This is a genomic window from Paraburkholderia sp. Ac-20347 (genome assembly GCF_017104805.1).
Classification (GTDB): Bacteria; Pseudomonadota; Gammaproteobacteria; order Burkholderiales; family Burkholderiaceae; genus Paraburkholderia; species Paraburkholderia tropica.
Genome location: NZ_JAAGPN010000179.1, coordinates 1 through 16,708 on the forward strand (window position 1 = coordinate 1; position 16,708 = coordinate 16,708).

Annotated in this window: 12 protein-coding genes; 5 read left to right on the top strand and 7 right to left on the bottom strand. The window is 66.1% G+C overall.

What is annotated here, in order from left to right:
• The first annotated feature begins 149 nt into the window (after nucleotides 1-149).
• From G3N97_RS26915 to G3N97_RS26925, 3 genes are all read left to right on the top strand, one after another.
• Nucleotides 150-1,709: a TAXI family TRAP transporter solute-binding subunit gene (locus G3N97_RS26915; RefSeq protein WP_205996079.1), complete on the top strand. Its 1,560-nt coding sequence runs from the start codon at nucleotides 150-152 to the stop codon at nucleotides 1,707-1,709.
• A gap of 105 nt (nucleotides 1,710-1,814) precedes the next feature.
• Nucleotides 1,815-2,468, top strand: coding sequence for a 2-hydroxychromene-2-carboxylate isomerase (locus tag G3N97_RS26920; RefSeq protein WP_205996080.1), 654 nt, complete (start codon nucleotides 1,815-1,817; stop codon nucleotides 2,466-2,468).
• 185 nt (nucleotides 2,469-2,653) lie between these two features.
• The gene (locus tag G3N97_RS26925) at nucleotides 2,654-3,628 is read left to right on the top strand and encodes a LysR family transcriptional regulator (protein WP_205996081.1); all 975 of its coding nucleotides are present in this window, start codon (nucleotides 2,654-2,656) and stop codon (nucleotides 3,626-3,628) included.
• A 69-nt stretch (nucleotides 3,629-3,697) separates the two neighbouring features.
• Here the strand turns inward: G3N97_RS26925 and xdhC are convergent, their stop codons facing one another.
• The 3 genes from xdhC to xdhA are packed head-to-tail and all read right to left on the bottom strand — an operon-like array spanning nucleotide 3,698 to nucleotide 8,316.
• Nucleotides 3,698-4,297, bottom strand: a complete 600-nt coding sequence (gene xdhC, locus G3N97_RS26930; protein WP_205996082.1) for a xanthine dehydrogenase accessory protein XdhC — start codon at nucleotides 4,295-4,297, stop codon at nucleotides 3,698-3,700.
• A gap of 28 nt (nucleotides 4,298-4,325) precedes the next feature.
• Nucleotides 4,326-6,680, bottom strand: a complete 2,355-nt coding sequence (gene xdhB / locus G3N97_RS26935) for a xanthine dehydrogenase molybdopterin binding subunit (protein WP_205996083.1) — start codon at nucleotides 6,678-6,680, stop codon at nucleotides 4,326-4,328.
• 49 nt (nucleotides 6,681-6,729) lie between these two features.
• A complete protein-coding gene (gene xdhA / locus G3N97_RS26940) occupies nucleotides 6,730-8,316 on the bottom strand; it encodes a xanthine dehydrogenase small subunit (RefSeq protein WP_205996084.1) in 1,587 nt (528 codons plus the stop codon).
• A 496-nt stretch (nucleotides 8,317-8,812) separates the two neighbouring features.
• Here xdhA and G3N97_RS26945 point away from each other — a divergent pair, with 496 nt between their 5' ends.
• Entirely contained in the window at nucleotides 8,813-10,048 is a 1,236-nt protein-coding gene (locus G3N97_RS26945) for an MFS transporter (protein WP_205996085.1), read from the top strand.
• Between the two features lie 102 nt (nucleotides 10,049-10,150).
• On the opposite strand, the gene G3N97_RS26950 is transcribed toward G3N97_RS26945, so the two are convergent.
• The 4 genes from G3N97_RS26950 to G3N97_RS26965 form a co-directional block, all read right to left on the bottom strand.
• Nucleotides 10,151-11,812, bottom strand: coding sequence for a bifunctional aspartate transaminase/aspartate 4-decarboxylase (locus G3N97_RS26950; RefSeq protein WP_205996086.1), 1,662 nt, complete (start codon nucleotides 11,810-11,812; stop codon nucleotides 10,151-10,153).
• A 152-nt stretch (nucleotides 11,813-11,964) separates the two neighbouring features.
• Nucleotides 11,965-13,650, bottom strand: coding sequence for an aspartate-alanine antiporter (gene aspT, locus G3N97_RS26955; protein ID WP_205996087.1), 1,686 nt, complete (start codon nucleotides 13,648-13,650; stop codon nucleotides 11,965-11,967).
• A 69-nt stretch (nucleotides 13,651-13,719) separates the two neighbouring features.
• Complete coding sequence (gene aspT, locus G3N97_RS26960) at nucleotides 13,720-15,402, bottom strand: aspartate-alanine antiporter (protein ID WP_205996088.1); 1,683 nt, start codon at nucleotides 15,400-15,402, stop codon at nucleotides 13,720-13,722.
• A 128-nt stretch (nucleotides 15,403-15,530) separates the two neighbouring features.
• A complete protein-coding gene (locus G3N97_RS26965) occupies nucleotides 15,531-15,743 on the bottom strand; it encodes a hypothetical protein (protein ID WP_205996089.1) in 213 nt (70 codons plus the stop codon).
• A 230-nt stretch (nucleotides 15,744-15,973) separates the two neighbouring features.
• Here G3N97_RS26965 and G3N97_RS26970 point away from each other — a divergent pair.
• The coding region (locus G3N97_RS26970; RefSeq protein WP_205996090.1) for a LysR family transcriptional regulator at nucleotides 15,974-16,708 on the top strand (735 nt) is incomplete at its 3' end.

The window sequence follows — 16,708 nt, forward strand, 5'->3', positions numbered from 1 at the left end:
CGCGCGCAGCGGGCGCACCGCGCGCAGCGGGCGCACTGAGCACCCCGCGCGCCGACCGGCCCGACGCCGCATCTGCACGCATCCGCACGCGTCCAACTACCCGGCGCGCATCGCCCGCCCCACGAACCTCCGAGGCCCGCCTTTCCCCGATGAAGTCCCCCACCGGCCGCAAACCTCCTCCCCGTCTCGTCGCGCGTTTCGTGGCGATTTCGTGGCGCGACCTGGCCGTCTCCTTCGGTCCCATCCTGCTCGTGAGCGTGGCCGCCATCTGGCTCGCCGTGCGCCTGATCCAGCCCGCGCCGCCCAGCACGCTCACCATGAGCGCCGGTCCCAAGGGCAGCACGTTCTGGAACGCCGCGCAGAAGTACAAGGCGATCCTCGCGCGCAACCGCATCACGCTGAACGTGCTGGAATCGGAAGGCTCGGCGCAGAACCTGCAGCGGCTCGCCGATCCGGATTCGCACGTCGACGTCGCCTTCGTGCAGGACGGCCTCGCCAGCAAGGTGCCCGACCGGCTCGTCTCGCTCGGCAGCGTCGCCTACGTGCCGCTCGCGGTGTTCTATCACGGGCCGCCCGTCACGCGGCTGTCGCAGTTCGAAGGCGAGCGGCTCGCCATCGGCGCGGAAGGCAGCGGCACGCGCGAACTCGCGCTGACGCTGCTCAAGGCCAACGGCATCGTGCCCGGCGGCAAGACGCAACTGCTGCCGCTCTCCGGCGACGACGCCGCCCGCGCGCTCGTCGAAGGCAAGATCGACGCGGCCTTCCTGACCGGCGACTCCGCGCAGCCGCCCGTCATGGGCCGCCTGATGCGCATGCCGGGCGTGCGCTTCTTCGACTTCACCCAGGCCGACGCCTACGCGCGCCGCTTTCCCTACCTCACGGCGATCACGATCCCGATGGGCGCGTTCGACTTCGGCCGCAACCTGCCGCCGCATCCGCTGCAGTTCATCGCGCCGACGGCCGAGCTGGTCGCGCGCGACTCGCTGCATCCGGCGCTGTCCGATCTGCTCGTCGATGCGGCCAAGGAAGTGCACGGCCGCTCGACGCTGCTGCAGCGCGCCGGCGAATTCCCGGCGCCGCGCGCCCAGGACTTCCCGATCAGCGACGACGCCGCGCGCTACTACAAATCGGGCAAGGGCTTCCTTTACCGCGTGCTGCCGTTCTGGCTCGCGAGCCTCGCCGACCGCCTGCTGGTGGTGCTGGTGCCGATCATCGTCGTGCTGATTCCGGGCCTGCGGCTCGTGCCCGGCCTCTACGCCTGGCGGGTAAAATCGCGCATCTACCGCTGGTATGGTTCGCTGATCGCACTGGAACGCGCCGCGCTCGCCGACAACTCGCCCGCCGAGCGGCGCACGCTGCTGCGCCAGCTCGACACCATCGAGGAATCGGTCAACGGCATGAAGATGCCGCTCGCGTACGCGGATCAGTTCTACGTGCTGCGCGAGCACATCGGCTTCGTGCGCTCGCGGCTGTCGCCCGCTCGCGACGGCGGCGCGGCGCGCGGTGAGCACGGCGCGGGCGGTCTGAGCGGATTCGGCGGATTTGGCGGCATGGGCGGAGCGCCCGCGAACGCCGAAGTCGACACGGGCGACGCGATGGACGAACGCGTCGCGGAAGAAGCGGAAGAAGCGCCCGAGGCGAATGAAGCGAACGCCGAAGCCAGCGCCGAAGCGAACACAGAAGCACGGAACGAGACACGCGGCGCCTGACACCCGCCCGCGCAGAAATTGCAGCACGCAGCACCGAATACGATCGATACTCAAACGACGGGTCGCCGCTGCGGCCCGCATGAACGCCCATAGCGGAGGAACAGCATGATCAGCGGCATCGACGCCAGCCAGCCAGCCTGGTTCTACGACTTCGTGTCGCCGTTTTCGTATCTGCTGCTGGAGCAGTACGACAAGTGGCCGGGCTTCGACTTCGCGCCGACGCCGGTCCTGCTCGCCGACCTGCACCGCCATTGGGGCCAGCCGCTCGGCGCATCGATTCCGGCCAAGCGCATCTTCACGTACCGTCACGCGCTGTTTCGCGCCGAACAACTGGGCATTCCGTTCAAGATGCCGCCCGCGCATCCGTTCGACTCGGTCAAGCCGATGCTGCTCGCCATCGCGGCGGGCGGCGACTTCGCCTGCGTGCGCGAGATCTTCCGCTTCATCTGGCGCGAGGGCCGCGACCCGTCGACCGAGGAAGGCTTCGAGCAATTGTGCGAGCGCGTGGGCATCGCGCACGGCGAGGCGCTGATCGAGGAAGAAGCGGTGCGCGCGCAACTGCGCCGCAACACCAACGACGCGATCTCGATGGGCGTGTTCGGCGTGCCCACGTTCTGGATGAACAAGCAGCTGTTCTGGGGCGAAGACGCGCTGCCGATGGTGCTCTACTGCGCGCGCACGCCGAACTGGCTCGACTCGCGCGAGGTCAAGCGCATCAGCGCGCTGCCTTCGGGTCTGCCGAAGCCGGAAAAAGCCTGAAAAACCTGCGACGAGCGCGGGCGAGCGACGTATAAGCAACGTCCGCCGCCCGCGCTGATTCCCGCCATACCGCGCGCCCTATGGCCAGCGCGCGCGCCGCGGCTTAAGGTTATGCCTGACGCCGTGCGCAGGAAGCGCGGCGCGTGCGCGCTCACTGCGTTCCCCGCGTTCCCGCTTTCATCGCCATGGACGACTCTGCCCTTTCCCTCGACATCTGGCTCGTGCGCGTGCTGCGCACGCTGCTGGTCGAGCGCAGCGTCACCCAGGCCGCGCTGCGCCTGAACCAGACGCAGCCGGCCATCAGCACCGCGCTGCGGCGGCTGCGTGAAGTGCTCGGCGACCCGATCCTCGTGCGCGGCAAGGCCGGCATGGTGCCGACCGAATACGGCGAGTCGCTGCTGCAATACGCCCAGCGCGTGCTGCGCGACGTCGATTTCGTCGCCACGCCGCACGGCGAATTCGATCCGCTGCGTTCGAAGCGCACCTTTCGCCTCGCCGCGCCCGACTATCTCAACGACTTCTTCATGCCGACGCTGATCGCGCGTTTTCGCGAAGCGGCGCCCGCCGCGCGGCTGGAGATCCTCTCGCTTTCGCCGACGCTCGACCATCACGCCGCGCTCGACGCGGGCGAACTCGACATCGTGATCGGCAACTGGCCGAAGCCCGATCCGCGTTTCGCGCGCAGCGACCTGTTCGCCGACAAGATCGTCTGCCTGATGCGCGCCGACCATCCGCTCGCCCACGCGCCGCTGTCGCGCGAGGATTATCTGGCGGCGGGCCATCTCGCGCCCACGCCCTACACCGGCGCGAACGCGAGTCCCGTCGAGCTGGGATTCGCGAAGGCGCGCGCGCATCGGCACATCGTCGCGACGCTGCCGTATTTCGGCCTCGTGCCGCAAGTGCTGCTGCAATCGGATCTGATCTTCACGACCACGCGCCGCTTCGCGCTGCACTACGCGGGCATGCTGCCGCTCGCGGTGGTCGAGCCGCCGATCGCGTTTCCGCGCATCCGCTGCTATCAGATGTGGCATCCGCAACCGGACCGCCCGAGCGACGTGGGCTGGCTGCGCGAGTTGATCGACGCCGTCTCGGTGTCGTTGACGGTGCCTGCGCGCAAGCGGCGCGCGAAGCAGGACACGTCTTCGAAAGCCGCCATCTGACGCCGCAAAAACAAAAAAGCCGGACAGCAACGTCCGGCTTTTTTTCAAGCTTCCGCAAGCGTGTGCACGCTACGCCCGCGCGAATACGCTCTCCTGCGCGTGACGATGAACGTCGACCGGCATCGCCACGCGCAGTTGCATCAACTGTGCGGCCACGGCCACCGCAATCGACGACGGCGCCTTGTCGACGATTCCCGTCACGCCGATTGGGCAAGTGATCTCGTCCATGCGCTCGCGCGCAATGCCGCGCTCGGCCAGACGCCGCTCGAACTTCACACGCTTGGTTTTCGAGCCGATCAGCCCGAACCACGCGAAATCGCGCCGCTTCATGATGCGCAGCGACAGCTCGAAATCGAGCGCGTGATTGTGCGTCATGACGATGAAGTACGCGCCCGGCGGCGCGCTGTCGACGATCGCCGCAGGCGTGTCGGTGGCCTCGACCTGCACGTTGGCGGGCACTTCGTCGGGGAACAGTTCGTCGCGCTCGTCCACCCATTGCACCACGCACGGCAGCATGCCGAGCAGCGTCACCAGCGCGTGGCCCACGTGGCCCGCGCCGAACAGCACGACGTGCATCGGCCCGTATTGCGGCACCGGCGTGCTGCGCCGGCCGATCACGACGCGGCCCGTCGCATCCACGCGCACACAATGATTCGGATGACTGATCATGTTGCGTTTCCCTCGCTGATCCGCGGACTCAGGCCCGCGCCATCGCACGCACCGCACGCACGCTCTTGAGGATTTCCTCGGCGGTCGCGGGGGCGTTCATCGGCGGATTGAAGCGGTAATCGGCCACGCTCGCCACGGCGTCGCGGATCGCGAAGAACACCGAGAACGGCAGCAGCAGCGGCGGCTCGCCCACGGCCTTCGAGCGGTGAATGCTGTCCTCCGCGTTGCGGTTCTTGAAGAGCTTCACGCTGAATTCGGGCGGCGTGTCGTTGACGGTCGGGATCTTGTACGTGGACGGCGCGTGCGTCATGAGCTTGCCGTCCGGCTTCCACCAGAGTTCTTCGGTCGTGAGCCAGCCCATGCCCTGAATGAAGCCGCCTTCCACCTGCCCCACGTCGAGCGCGGGATTCAGCGAATCGCCCACGTCGTGCAGCGCGTCGGCGCGCAGCACGCGCATTTCGCCCGTGAGCGTGTCGATCACGACTTCGGACACGGCCGCGCCGTACGAGTAGTAATAGAACGGCCGCCCGCGCAGCGTCGCCTGATCCCAGTAGAGCTTGGGCGTGGCGTAGAAACCGTCGGACCACAGTTGCACGCGCGCGAGATAGGCCTTCTGCACCAGCGTGCCGAACGGCACCACTTCGTCGCCGACGATCGCGCAGTCGTTCGCGAACCGCACGTCCGCCGCGTTCACCGCGCCCTTGCCCCAGGTGGTGGCCGCGAGCGCCGCCAGCCGCTCGCGCAACTGACGCGCGGCGTCCTGCGCGGCCTTGCCGTTCAGATCGCTGCCCGTCGAGGCCGCCGTCGCGGACGTGTTTGCGACCTTGCTCGTGTCGGTGGCCGTCACGCGCACGCGGCCGAACTCGATGCCGAGTTCGTGCGCCACGACCTGCGCGACCTTGGTATTCAGCCCCTGACCCATTTCCGTGCCGCCGTGATTCACGAGCACCGAACCGTCGGTGTAGATGTGCACCAGCGCGCCCGCCTGATTGAAGTGCGTGACGTTGAACGCGATGCCGAACTTCACCGGCGTGATCGCGATGCCTTTTTTCAGCACTTCGTTGTTCGCGTTGAACGCGCGAACCGCCGCACGGCGCGCGCGATAACCGCTCGTTTGCGCCAGCTCGTCGATCAGCTCGTGAATCACGTTGTCTTCGATGGTCTGGCCGTACGGCGTTTCGTTGTTCTCCGTCTTGCCGTAGAGATTGCGCTTGCGGACGTCGAGCGGATCGAGGCCGAGCGAGCGCGCGACGTCGTCCATGATGTACTCGATCGCGAACGCGCCCTGCGGGCCGCCGAAGCCGCGAAACGCGGTGTTCGACTGCGTGTTGGTCTTGCCGCAGAAGCCCGCGATCGACACGTCGGGCAGCCAGTAGGCGTTGTCGAAATGGCAGACGGCGCGCGTCATCACGGGGCCGGAGAGGTCCGCCGAGAAGCCGCAGCGCGAAGTCATGTCGACACTCACGCCTTCGATGGTGCCGTGATCGTCGTAACCCACTTCGTACGTGTAGTGGAAGTCGTGACGCTTGCCGGTCACCATCATGTCGTCGTCGCGATCGGGGCGCAGTTTCACGGGACACAGCAGCTTCCACGCCGCGAGCGCCGCGCAGCACGCGAACAGGCCCGACTGCGATTCCTTGCCGCCGAAGCCGCCGCCCATGCGCCGGCATTCCACCAGCACGTTGTGCGACTGCACGCCCAGCACATGCGCGACGAGGTGCTGCATTTCGCTCGGATGCTGCGTCGAGCACCAGACGTGCATGCCGTCGTCGTCCTTCGGCACGGCGTAGGCGATCTGCCCTTCCAGATAGAACTGCTCCTGCCCGCCCAGCAGCATCTCGCCTTCGTGACGATGCGCGGCCCGCGCCGCGCGCGTGGACGCGTCGCCGCGCGCGAGCTTCATCGGCGGCAACACGTATTGCTGCGCGGCGCGCGCCTGCTGCGCCGTGAGGATCGGCGGCAATTCTTCGTAGTCGATTTCGGCGCGGCGCGCGGCGAGGCGCGCCGTATCGTGCGAGGTCGCGACCACGACGAACATCGGCTGGCCGACGTATTGCACGACGCCGTCCGCGAGCACCGGATCGTCGTGGAGGATCGGGCCGCAATCGTTTACGCCCGGAATGTCCTCGGCGGTGAGCACGGCCACGACGCCCGGCGTCGCGCGCACCTTGGCGAGATTCATCGCGACGATGCGCGCGTGCGCCTTCTGCGAGAGTCCGAGCGCCGCGTGCAGCGTGCCCGCGACAACCGGAATGTCGTCGGTGTACGTGGCGCGCCCGCTCACATGCAGATGCGCCGATTCGTGCGGCCGCGAGACGTGGACCTGCGCGAACGGCTCGCGCGCTTTCGCTTCTTCCAGGAACGGTTCGGCTTGCTGGTTCATGATGTCGTTCTCCGTATGATGTTCCGCTTTTTTCCCGTTTCCTGTCCGGTCAAACCGCGCTGCTTTCGATGCTGTCCGCACTTTCCGCCGCCACCGCGCGCACGTTCAGCGCCTGCGGCGCGAGCGGATTGTGCGGACGCGTTTCCAGCCAGAAGCGATACAAGGTGTTCTTCGCCGATTCGAGCCGATACTCGCTCGTCGCGCGCATGTCCGAGAGCGGCGCGTAGTCCTTGCCGAGCGCGATCATCGCGGCCTGCACGGTGGCTTCGTGCCACTGCGCATCGGCGAGCACGGCTTCGGCGTGACTCGCGCGCTTCGGTGTTGCAGCCATGCCGCCGAACGCGATGCGCGGCTCGCGGATCGTCTCGCCATGCTCGCCATCGGCGAGATAAGAGAACGCGGCGCACACGGCCGAGATATCGGAGTCGAAACGCTTCGAGACCTTGTAGGTGCGGAATTTCAGATTCGCGCGCGCGCCGCTGCGCGTCGGCACCTTGAGCGCGAGCACGAATTCGTGCTCGGCCATGTCCTTCTTCTGGTACGCGAGATAGAGGTCTTCGAGCGCCAGTTCGCGCTCGACTTCGCCGCCGCGCAGCACCACGCGCGCGCCCAGCGCGATCAGGCCCGGCATCGAGTCGCCGATCGGCGAGCCGTTCGCCACGTTGCCGCCGAGCGTGCCCGCGTTGCGGATCGGCAGCGAGGCGAAACGCAGCCACATCTCTTCGAGTTCGGGATAGTGCTTCGCGAGTTCGGCGTACGCGCGCTCGACCGTCACGCCCGCGCCGATGCGTATCCATTGCTCGTCCACGTCGATCGCGCGCATCGCCTCGACCTGCCCCACGTAGACGATGTCGCCGAGATCGCGCATCTGCTTCGTGACCCACAGGCCGATGTCGGTGCTGCCCGCGAGAATGCGCGTGTTCGGGCGCGCGGCCTTGATCGCGGCGAGCGCGTCGACGGTGCGCGGCGCGTCGAACTGCTGGCCGCGGTGCTCATAGTGGAAGGTCTCGCCGCGCTCGATCGTCGCGAGCGAGGCCGCGATCGCCTTCACGTCGACGGGCGCCTTGGGCGCGTCGAGCTTGAACATCTGCTCGGCGGCGTCGAGGATCGGCCGATAGCCCGTGCAGCGGCACAGATTGCCGGTGAGCGCGTTGGCGATCTCGTCGCGCGACGGCACGCTGCACGACGCCTTGCCCGCGCAGCCTTGCGCCGCGTGCTCGTGACCGTGCTCGTGGCTGTGCTCGTGGCTGTGCTTCTCGTAGAGCGACCACATCGACATGACGAAACCGGGCGTACAGAAACCGCACTGCGAACCGTGGCAATCGACCATCGCCTGCTGCACGGGATGCAGCGAGCCGTCGGGCTGGCGCAGGTCTTCGACCGTGAAGAGCGCCTTGCCGTCGAGCGTCGGCAGGAACTGGATGCAGGCGTTGACGGCCTTGAAGCTCACGCCGCCCTCGGCGGTGCGCTCGCCGACGACGACCGTGCACGCGCCGCAATCGCCTTCGGCGCAGCCTTCCTTGGTGCCGGTGCAGCGCGCGTCTTCGCGCAGGTATTGAAGGACGGTGCGGGTCACGCCCGCGTCGCTGACTTCGCGGATCGCGTTGCGGTGATAGAAGCGGATCGGCTGATTCATGGTTTCTGGCTCGTCGTGGTATGCGTGTGCGCGGCGAGCGTCTCCAGCCCGCCACGCAACAGTGGACGATTCGAAAACTATCACCACCAATATTGCGATCCCATAGGCGCAGGTGCATGGGGGATATATCGTTGGGACGATAAATCGCGCTCGCCCGCGCATGGCGCGCTTATGTCGACGAGTCCTGATCGCGTTATTTCCCGCACGATTCGCGCGAACAGGACACCGAAATCTCGCCGCCGATGCCTCATCCCGAGGCTTACGCTCGGCTTTCTGCCCGACGCTGCGGCCGCGCGGCGTCCGGGTTCGCCAAATCGCGCCAACGTCGCGCAACCTCGCCCATTTCCGCCCACGCAGATGACAGAACGTTTAAGCAGCGAAACACGTGGGAAAACGTGTTGTTCCGCTCACCGAAACGTTTTTTCAACATCTGCATAAGAACCGGTTCCATGGGACAATCGCGTCTTTCCCGCCGTTTTCCATCCGCGTTTTCCCCATGTCCGCTGATTTGGCGCCCCCGCGCTCCGCCGCATCGACGACCCTGCAGATCATTCCGGTCGTCTTTTTCACCTTCCTCTGCTACCTGACGATCGGCATTCCGCTTGCCGTGCTGCCAGGCTACGTGCACAACGACCTCGGTTTCAGCACCGTGGTGGCGGGCGCGGCGATCAGCGTGCAATACATCGCGACGCTCTGCTCGCGCGCCCTCGCCGGCCGCTCGGCGGACACGCTCGGTCCGAAGAAAACCGTGTCGATCGGCCTGCTGATCTGCGGCGCGAGCGGCGTGCTGCTGCTGCTCGGCACGCTCGTCGATCACTGGCCCGGCCTCTCGCTGACGCTGCTGGTGGTGAGCCGCCTGCTGCTCGGCTGCGGCGAAAGCCTGTGCGGCACGGGCGCGATCCTCTGGGGCATCGGCCGCGTGGGCACCTCGCACAACGCCAAGGTGATTTCGTGGAACGGCATCGCCACCTACGGCGCGCTCGCGCTGGGCGCGCCGCTCGGCGTGGAGATGGTGCATTTCGTCGGCTACTGGACGCTCGGCGTCTCCGTGATCGCACTGGCCGCGCTCGGCTTCTGGCTCGCGCGCCCGATCGCGCCGGTGCCGGTCGTGCACGGCGAACGCATGTCGTACCGCAGCGTGTTCACGCGCGTGCTGCCGCACGGCCTCGGGCTCGCGCTCGGCTCGGCGGGTTTCGGCTCGATCGCCACCTTCATCACGCTGTTCTACGCGGCGCGCCACTGGGACAACGCCGCGTTCTCGCTGACGCTGTTCGGCCTGATGTTCATCGGCGCGCGCCTGCTGTTCGCCAACACCATCAAGACCTTCGGCGGCTTCCGCGTGGCCATCGCGTCGTTCTCGTGCGAGTGCGCCGGCCTGCTGCTGCTGTGGCTCGCGCCGACGCCGCATTTCGCCCTCGCGGGCGCGGCGCTGACGGGCTTCGGCTTCGCGCTCGTGTTCCCGGCGCTGGGCGTCGAGGCGGTGGGCCTCGTGCCGGCGGCGAGCCGCGGCGCGGCGCTCTCGGCGTACTCGGTGTTCCTCGATCTGTCGCTCGGCATCACCGGCCCGCTCGCGGGCTATGTGGCGAATCTGTTCGGCTATGGCTCGGTGTATCTGTTCGCGGCGATTGCGTCGGCGGCGGCCGTGGCGCTGTCGGTCTCGCTGCATCGCAAGAGCGTGAAGGCGGCGGCCGAAGCGAAAGCCACCGCGAGCGCCGCACAACGCGCCGACTGAGTTTCCGACACACGCGCGGCTTCACCGCACCCAATAGAAAAACCGCCCGCAGCGCGCTTCGCGCTGCGGGCGGTTTTTTTCATCGCAGCCGATATCGATGCCTTACTTCTTCTGCACCGTATCGGTCGCGAGCTTCTTGCCCGTGGCTTCGTTGTAGCGCTGCACGTACTCCTCGGTGAGCTTGCGCACCGCACGGCCGATCTTGCGGTAATCCGACTCGTTGAGGTTCGCGAGCGACACGCGGCCCGACGGATGCGGCGTGCCGAAGCCCTTGCCCGGCAGCAGCACGACGCGCGCTTCGCTCGCGAGACGGAACAGCAGTTCGTTGGGCTGGACCTGCTTGAGCAGCCACTCGACGAAGTCGCGCCCGAACAGCTTCTCGCCGAGATACTCCATGTCGAGAATCGTGTAGTAATCGACCTGGTTCGGATCGCTCTCGTCGTAGGCGATGCCCATCTCCTCGAACAGCGCGCGCTTGCGGCTGCGGATCAGGCGCTTGAGCGCGTTCTTGTACGCGTCGGGCGTATCCATCAGCGAGAACAGCGAGAACAGCACCATCTGCACCTGCTGCGGCGTCGACAGACCGGCCGTGTGATTGAGCGCGACGGTGCGGCTGTCGGCCACCAGACGGTCGATGAACTTGAGCTTGTCCGGCTCCGTCGTGATCGACTCGTAGCGCTTGTGCAGGATCTTCTTCTCGTCCTTCGGCAGCTTCGCGAGCGTAGCGTCGAGCACGTTGTCGCGATGCGTCGCGATCGCGCCCAGACGCCAGCCGGTCGCGCCGAAATACTTCGAATACGAGTACACGAGAATCGTGTTCTTCGGCGCGAGCGCGAACAGCGAAACGAAGTTATCGGCGAAGGTGCCGTACACGTCGTCGGTCAGCAGGATCAGGTCCGGGCGTTCCTTGATGATCTCGGCGATGTATTCGAGGCTTTCGTCGTCGATCTTCACCGACGGCGGATTGCTCGGATTCACGAGGAAGAAGGCCTTGACCTTCGGATCGCGCAGCTTGTCGAGTTCCTTCTTCGAGTACTGCCAGTTGTTCTCGACGGTCGCATCGAGATGCACGACGTTGAGCTGATAGTCGTTGAGCTCGGGAATCTCGATGTACGGCGTGAAGATCGGCATGCCGAGCGCGATGGTATCGCCCGCCTTGATCAGGAAGTTCTCGCGCATCGTGTTGAAGATGTACGTCATCGCCGCCGTGCCGCCTTCGACCGCGAACACGTCGAACTCGCCCACGAACGGATGCTTGCCGATCATCTCGCGGCGCAGATACTGCCCGACGATGAGCTCCGAGAGCTTGAGCATGCGGTCCGGCACCGGATAGTTACAGGCCAGAATGCCTTCGCACATTTCGTAGAGGAAATCGCCCGCCGAAAGACCGAGCTGGTCGCGCACATACGACACCGCGCCGCCGATAAAGTCGATGCCCGGCTCGCCCTGCTTTTCGTGCAGGAACTGGTCGAAGCGCTCGACGATGCCGGCGCGCTGCGGGAAGCCGCCCACGCCTTCGGGCATGTACGAGAACGAGCGCTCCGATTCGCGCATCGCGAAGAGACCGAGCTGCCAGAAGCCGTGGCGCGGAATGGTGGCGAGGAAGTTGGGGTTGCCGCGACCCGCGTTGAGCATCGAGAAGTTGGCCGGACGTTCGGCCGCGCCGCCGCCGGCCGCCTTGATCAGTTCGTCCTTGAGCTCGAACGGGCTCAGTGCGTCGAGACCCGCCTTTTCCTTCGTATCGTTGCCTTTACCTTTTGCCATGGTGCTCTCCATTGGAAGACGTAATGCGCGCCGCTTCGTTCGTTGTGCTCACCGTGCGGGTGAGCGCCGTCGTTGCGTCGAACGCGGCACGCGTTTCGACAGATCATCGAGGACGGGCCTGCGCTCCCCGCGCGGCCCGCTTTGGCTTCATGTCATGCGAGACCGACCACGAGCGGCCCGAGCAGCGTGAGCAGCACGTTGGCGATCGCGTAAGTGATGGCGAACGGCACCGTCGGCACCGCGCTCTCGGCCTTGTCGAGAATGCCGCCGAACGCCGGGTTCGCACTGCGCGAGCCCGACAGCGCGCCCGCGAGAATCGCCGCGTTGTTGTACTTCAGCACGTAGCGGCCAAACAGCATGGTGAGAATCAGCGGCACGATGGTCACCACCACGCCGAGCAGGAAGATCGTGATGCCGCTCTGCTTGACCGTCACCACCGCCTGCAGGCCGGAGTTCAGACCGACCACGGCGACGAACGCCGCGAGCCCGAAGTCCTTGAGCAGTTGCGAGGCCGCGGGCGGCATCACGCCGTACATCGGATGCTTGCCGCGCATCCAGCCGAACAGCAGACCCGCGAGCAGGCAGCCGCCGCCCGAGCCGAGCGTGAGCGGAATGCCCGCCACGTTCACCACGATCAGGCCGATCAGCAAGCCGAGCACGAGGCCGACGCCCATGTAGATGAAGTCGGTCTTGTTGCTGTACGCGAGCTCGTAACCGGCTTCCTGCACGGCGCGTTTGGTGTCGGTGGCCGTGCCGTAGATCGTGATGACGTCGCCGTGTTCGAGTTGCGTCTGCGGCAGCACCGGCACGGGCTGGCCCGCGCGCTCGATCTTCTCGATGTAGACGCCGTGGCGCATGTCGTGATCGACGTTCTTGCGCACTTCCGCGATCGTCGTGTGATTCATGCCCTTCTTTGTGAAGACGAGCTGGCGCGTCTGCATCACGAGGCTCATGCCGCCCGAATCCGGCACTTCGGGCCCGATCAGCGCGCCCACTTCGACCATCTGCTCGCGGCGGCCGACCACGAGCACGACGTCGTCGCGGCTCAGCACGAAGTCGGGCGTCGAATCGAGCACTTTGCCCGCGCGCCGGATCTTCTCGATCGCGACGAGATCCTTCTCCGCCGCTTCGAGCTGCTTGACGGTCTGGCCCGCGCCCGCCTCCACGCGGAACACGCGGCCGAACAGTTCGGGCAGCGCCGTGATCTGGCCCGGCCCGCTCGCCGCCGAGCCGCCCGCCATTTCGCGCTCGGCGTCCATCGACGCGTCCTTGAGACTGCGGCCCATGAACTTCGGCAGGATGTTCACGCAGACGATGATCGCGCCGAGCGAACCGAACACGTAGGTCACGGCATAGCCGATCGCCACGTCGGCCTGCATCGCTTTCACCTGATCGGCCGGCAGACCGAGACGCGCGATGGCGTCGCCGGCCGTGCCGATGATCGCCGACTGCGTCATGCCGCCCGCCGCGAGACCCGCGGCGAGACCCTTATTGAGGTGAAAGAGCTTCGCGCAGATGACCACCGTGACGAGGCCCGCGACGGCCATGAACACGGCCATGGCGATCTCGCGCAGGGTCTTGCGGTTGAGCGAGTTGAAGAAGCCCGGCCCGGAGTCGTAGCCCACGGCGTAGATGAACACCGCGAACATCACCGACTTCACGCCGTTGTCGATGGTCACGCCCGCCTGACTGATGACCACGGCCGCGAGCAGCGACCCGCCCACGCCGCCCAACTGGAACTTGCCGAAGTTGATCTGGCCGATCCAGTAACCCACGGCCAGCGAGAGAAACAAGGCGATTTCCGGAGATTTGTGAAAGATGTCATGTAGCCATTCCATCGTGCCCTCGCTTGGAAAGAGGTGACAGCCTGAAGCCGCTCGAACCCGACGCCTGAGCCGCCGCGCGGGTCAGCCGAACTTCGCCGCGAGCCCGACCACCACGGGCCCCATCAACGGCAACAGGATGTTCGACAACGCATAGGTGATCGTGTAACCGATCACGGGAGTGGAATTGCCGGTGACGCCCACGAGCGCACTGATCGCCGGCGTGCTGCACTGCTGCCCTGCAATCGCGCCGAGCAGCATCGGCGCTTCGAGCTTGAGAAACATGCGCCCGATCCAGAGTGAAAGGAGGCCCGGAATCAGCACCATCAGGATGCCGGCGAGCGGCAGCGCGAGGCCGTACTCGCGCACGAGCTTGATGGCGTCCGGACCGGCGGACAGACCCACGGCGGCGATGAAGGTCGCGAGGCCGAAGTCCTTGAGCACCTGGGCGGCCGCCGAAGGCAGCGAGCCGACCACGGGAAAGTGCGAGCGCGCCCAGCCGAACAGCAGGCCCGAGAGCAGACAGCCGCCGCCGGTGCCGAGCACCAGCGAGACGCCGCCCACCTTCAGCCCGAAGCGGCCGATCAGCATGCCGACGAGCACGCCGAGCCCGAGATAGACGAAGTCGGTCTTGGTGGTCTGCTGGATCACGTAGCCGAGGCGCTGCGCCCCGCGTTTGACGTCGCTGGGCGCGCCGAGCAGCGTGAGCACGTCGCCGCGCCGGACCACCGTGCCGGGCAGCGCGGGCACCGTGGTGTCGAGCCGCGTGATCGCGCTCACGTAGATGCCGCGGCCCGCTTCCGCCGAGGCGCGTTCGCGCATCTGCGCGAGCGTGAGGCCGTCGGCGTCGCGGCGCGTGAGCATCACGTCCACGCGCTGCGCGAGCAGCTTCGTGAAGCCTTCGCCCGACACTTCCTCGCCGAGACTGGCGGACGCGTCGACCATGCTTTCGCGGCGCCCCGCGATGAAGACCACGTCGCCCGCCTGCAGCACGAGCTGCCCGTCCGCGTCGATCTGGCGCTGTTCGCGCAGCACGCGCTCGATCGTGATGTTGTTGCCGTAGCGCGCCTCGAACTGGGCGACCTGAATGCCGGCGGCCGGACCGGCCACGAATGCGCGGCCCACCAGCGGCGGCAGCGCGAGACGCTGACCATCGTCGAGCACGCCGTCGCCGCCGAGCTTGCGAAAGAGACGCGCGGCCTCGTCGCGCAGATTCACGCGCAGGATCAGCGGCGCAACCTGGCTCGTGAACAGCACGATGGTGATCAGGCCGAACAGGTAGCTCACGCTATACGCGGTCACGATGTGCGCCTGCAGCGTGCCGACCGCCTGCGGGCTGATGCCGAGCCGCGCGATCGCCTCGGAGGCCGTGCCGATCACCGCCGACTCGGTCGCCGCGCCCGCCAGCAAGCCCGCGGCGGTGCCCGCGTCGAGCTTCATCAGGACGACTGCAATCATGACGAGCGTCATCACCGAGACGATCTCGACGATCGAAAGCAGCCCGTAACGCCAGCCCTTGCCGATGTTGGCGAAGAACTGCGGGCCGCCTGTGAAGCCGAGCGCGAAGATGAACAGCGCGAAGGCGATGTTCTTGAGATCGGGCGCGATACGCGCGCCGGTCTGACCGAGCACGAGCGCCACGATCAGCGTGCCGCACACGCCGCCAAGCGAAATCGGCCCGAATCGAATCGAACCAATCAAATAACCGAGTGCGAGACTCGTAAACAGGGCAATCTCGGGTTGCGACTTCAGCAATTCGACGATCATGTCTGGTCTGCCGATTTACGTTCTTTTTGCCCAAACGCGCATAAAAAGACATGCTCATGGCATGTACGCATCTATTTCCGGGCACATCGCATATTTGCACGACGCGCAATAAATCCGGAAAACCGCTTTTATTCGCTATTTATGTAAAGGCTGTGAACCGACATAAAACCCATTGCCCGCAATGCATTGACAACAAACGTTTTTTGCCCGGAAATATCCGCAATCAGCACAGACATCGATTCCTCGCAAGCTTTGTACAAGACCCGGAAAACCGCTATCCGCTGGATCAACGCCGCATGATCGTAATTCAAATTCAAATACGACTGCGGCGAACCTGCCATATTCCCGCCTCATTCAATACCCATGCCAGCAGCGTTTTGAATCTTTTACAACGATGAAACGACACTGCTTTTTGAGATAGATATTGTAATTTCACGGGACTGTCAATATGATTTTCATTCAAAGTCGTATTCGCGAGGAGCCGACAGCCCGCTTCATTCGCGCTCGGCCGTTCTGTTCGAGCGCACGCCCCTTAACCGGTAAATGCATTCAGCATGCGAGGCGAATTTCCATGAACCAGATACACGCCATGCGCGTCTTCGTCAGGGTTGCGGAATCACAGAGCTTTCGCCGCGCCGCGCAGCACCTCGACGTTTCGAACGCGCTCGTCACCCGTTCGGTCGCGATGCTCGAAGCGCATCTGCACACGCGGCTCATCAACCGCACCACGCGTAATCTTTCGCTTACCGAAGCAGGTCAGCGCTATCTCGAAGGCTGCCGCAGCGTGCTGGAGGAACTCGATCACCTCGAACACACGCTCGCGCATACCGAGCGGGAACCGAGCGGCACGCTGCGCGTGGTGGCTGCGGGCGCGCTGTCGCTCGCCACGCTCACGCCGTTGATCGACGGTTACCGGCGGCGTTATCCGCGCGTGCACGTGCGCCTCACGCTCGCCGAGCGGCCCGTGGATCTGGCTGAAGATGGCTTCGACGTGGGCATCGTGGCGGCGTCGACGGAAAGTGGCGAGGGCAACGGCGAACTCGTCGAGCGCTCGCTCGGCACGACTTCGTTCGTGCCCTGCGCGTCGCCCGCGTGGCTCGCGGAGCACGGCGAACCGGGCACGCCCGACGCGCTCGCGCAGCACGCGGCCGTGACGCTGCCGCCCGAGGAGCGCAGCGCGACGTGGCGCTTCGCGCAGGCCGGCGAGCGCGCGCAGCCGGTCACGCTACAACCGGCTTACGCGGTCAACAACATGCTGATGGTGCGGCTCGCGGCGCTCGCGGGCATGGGCGTGGCGATCGTGCCC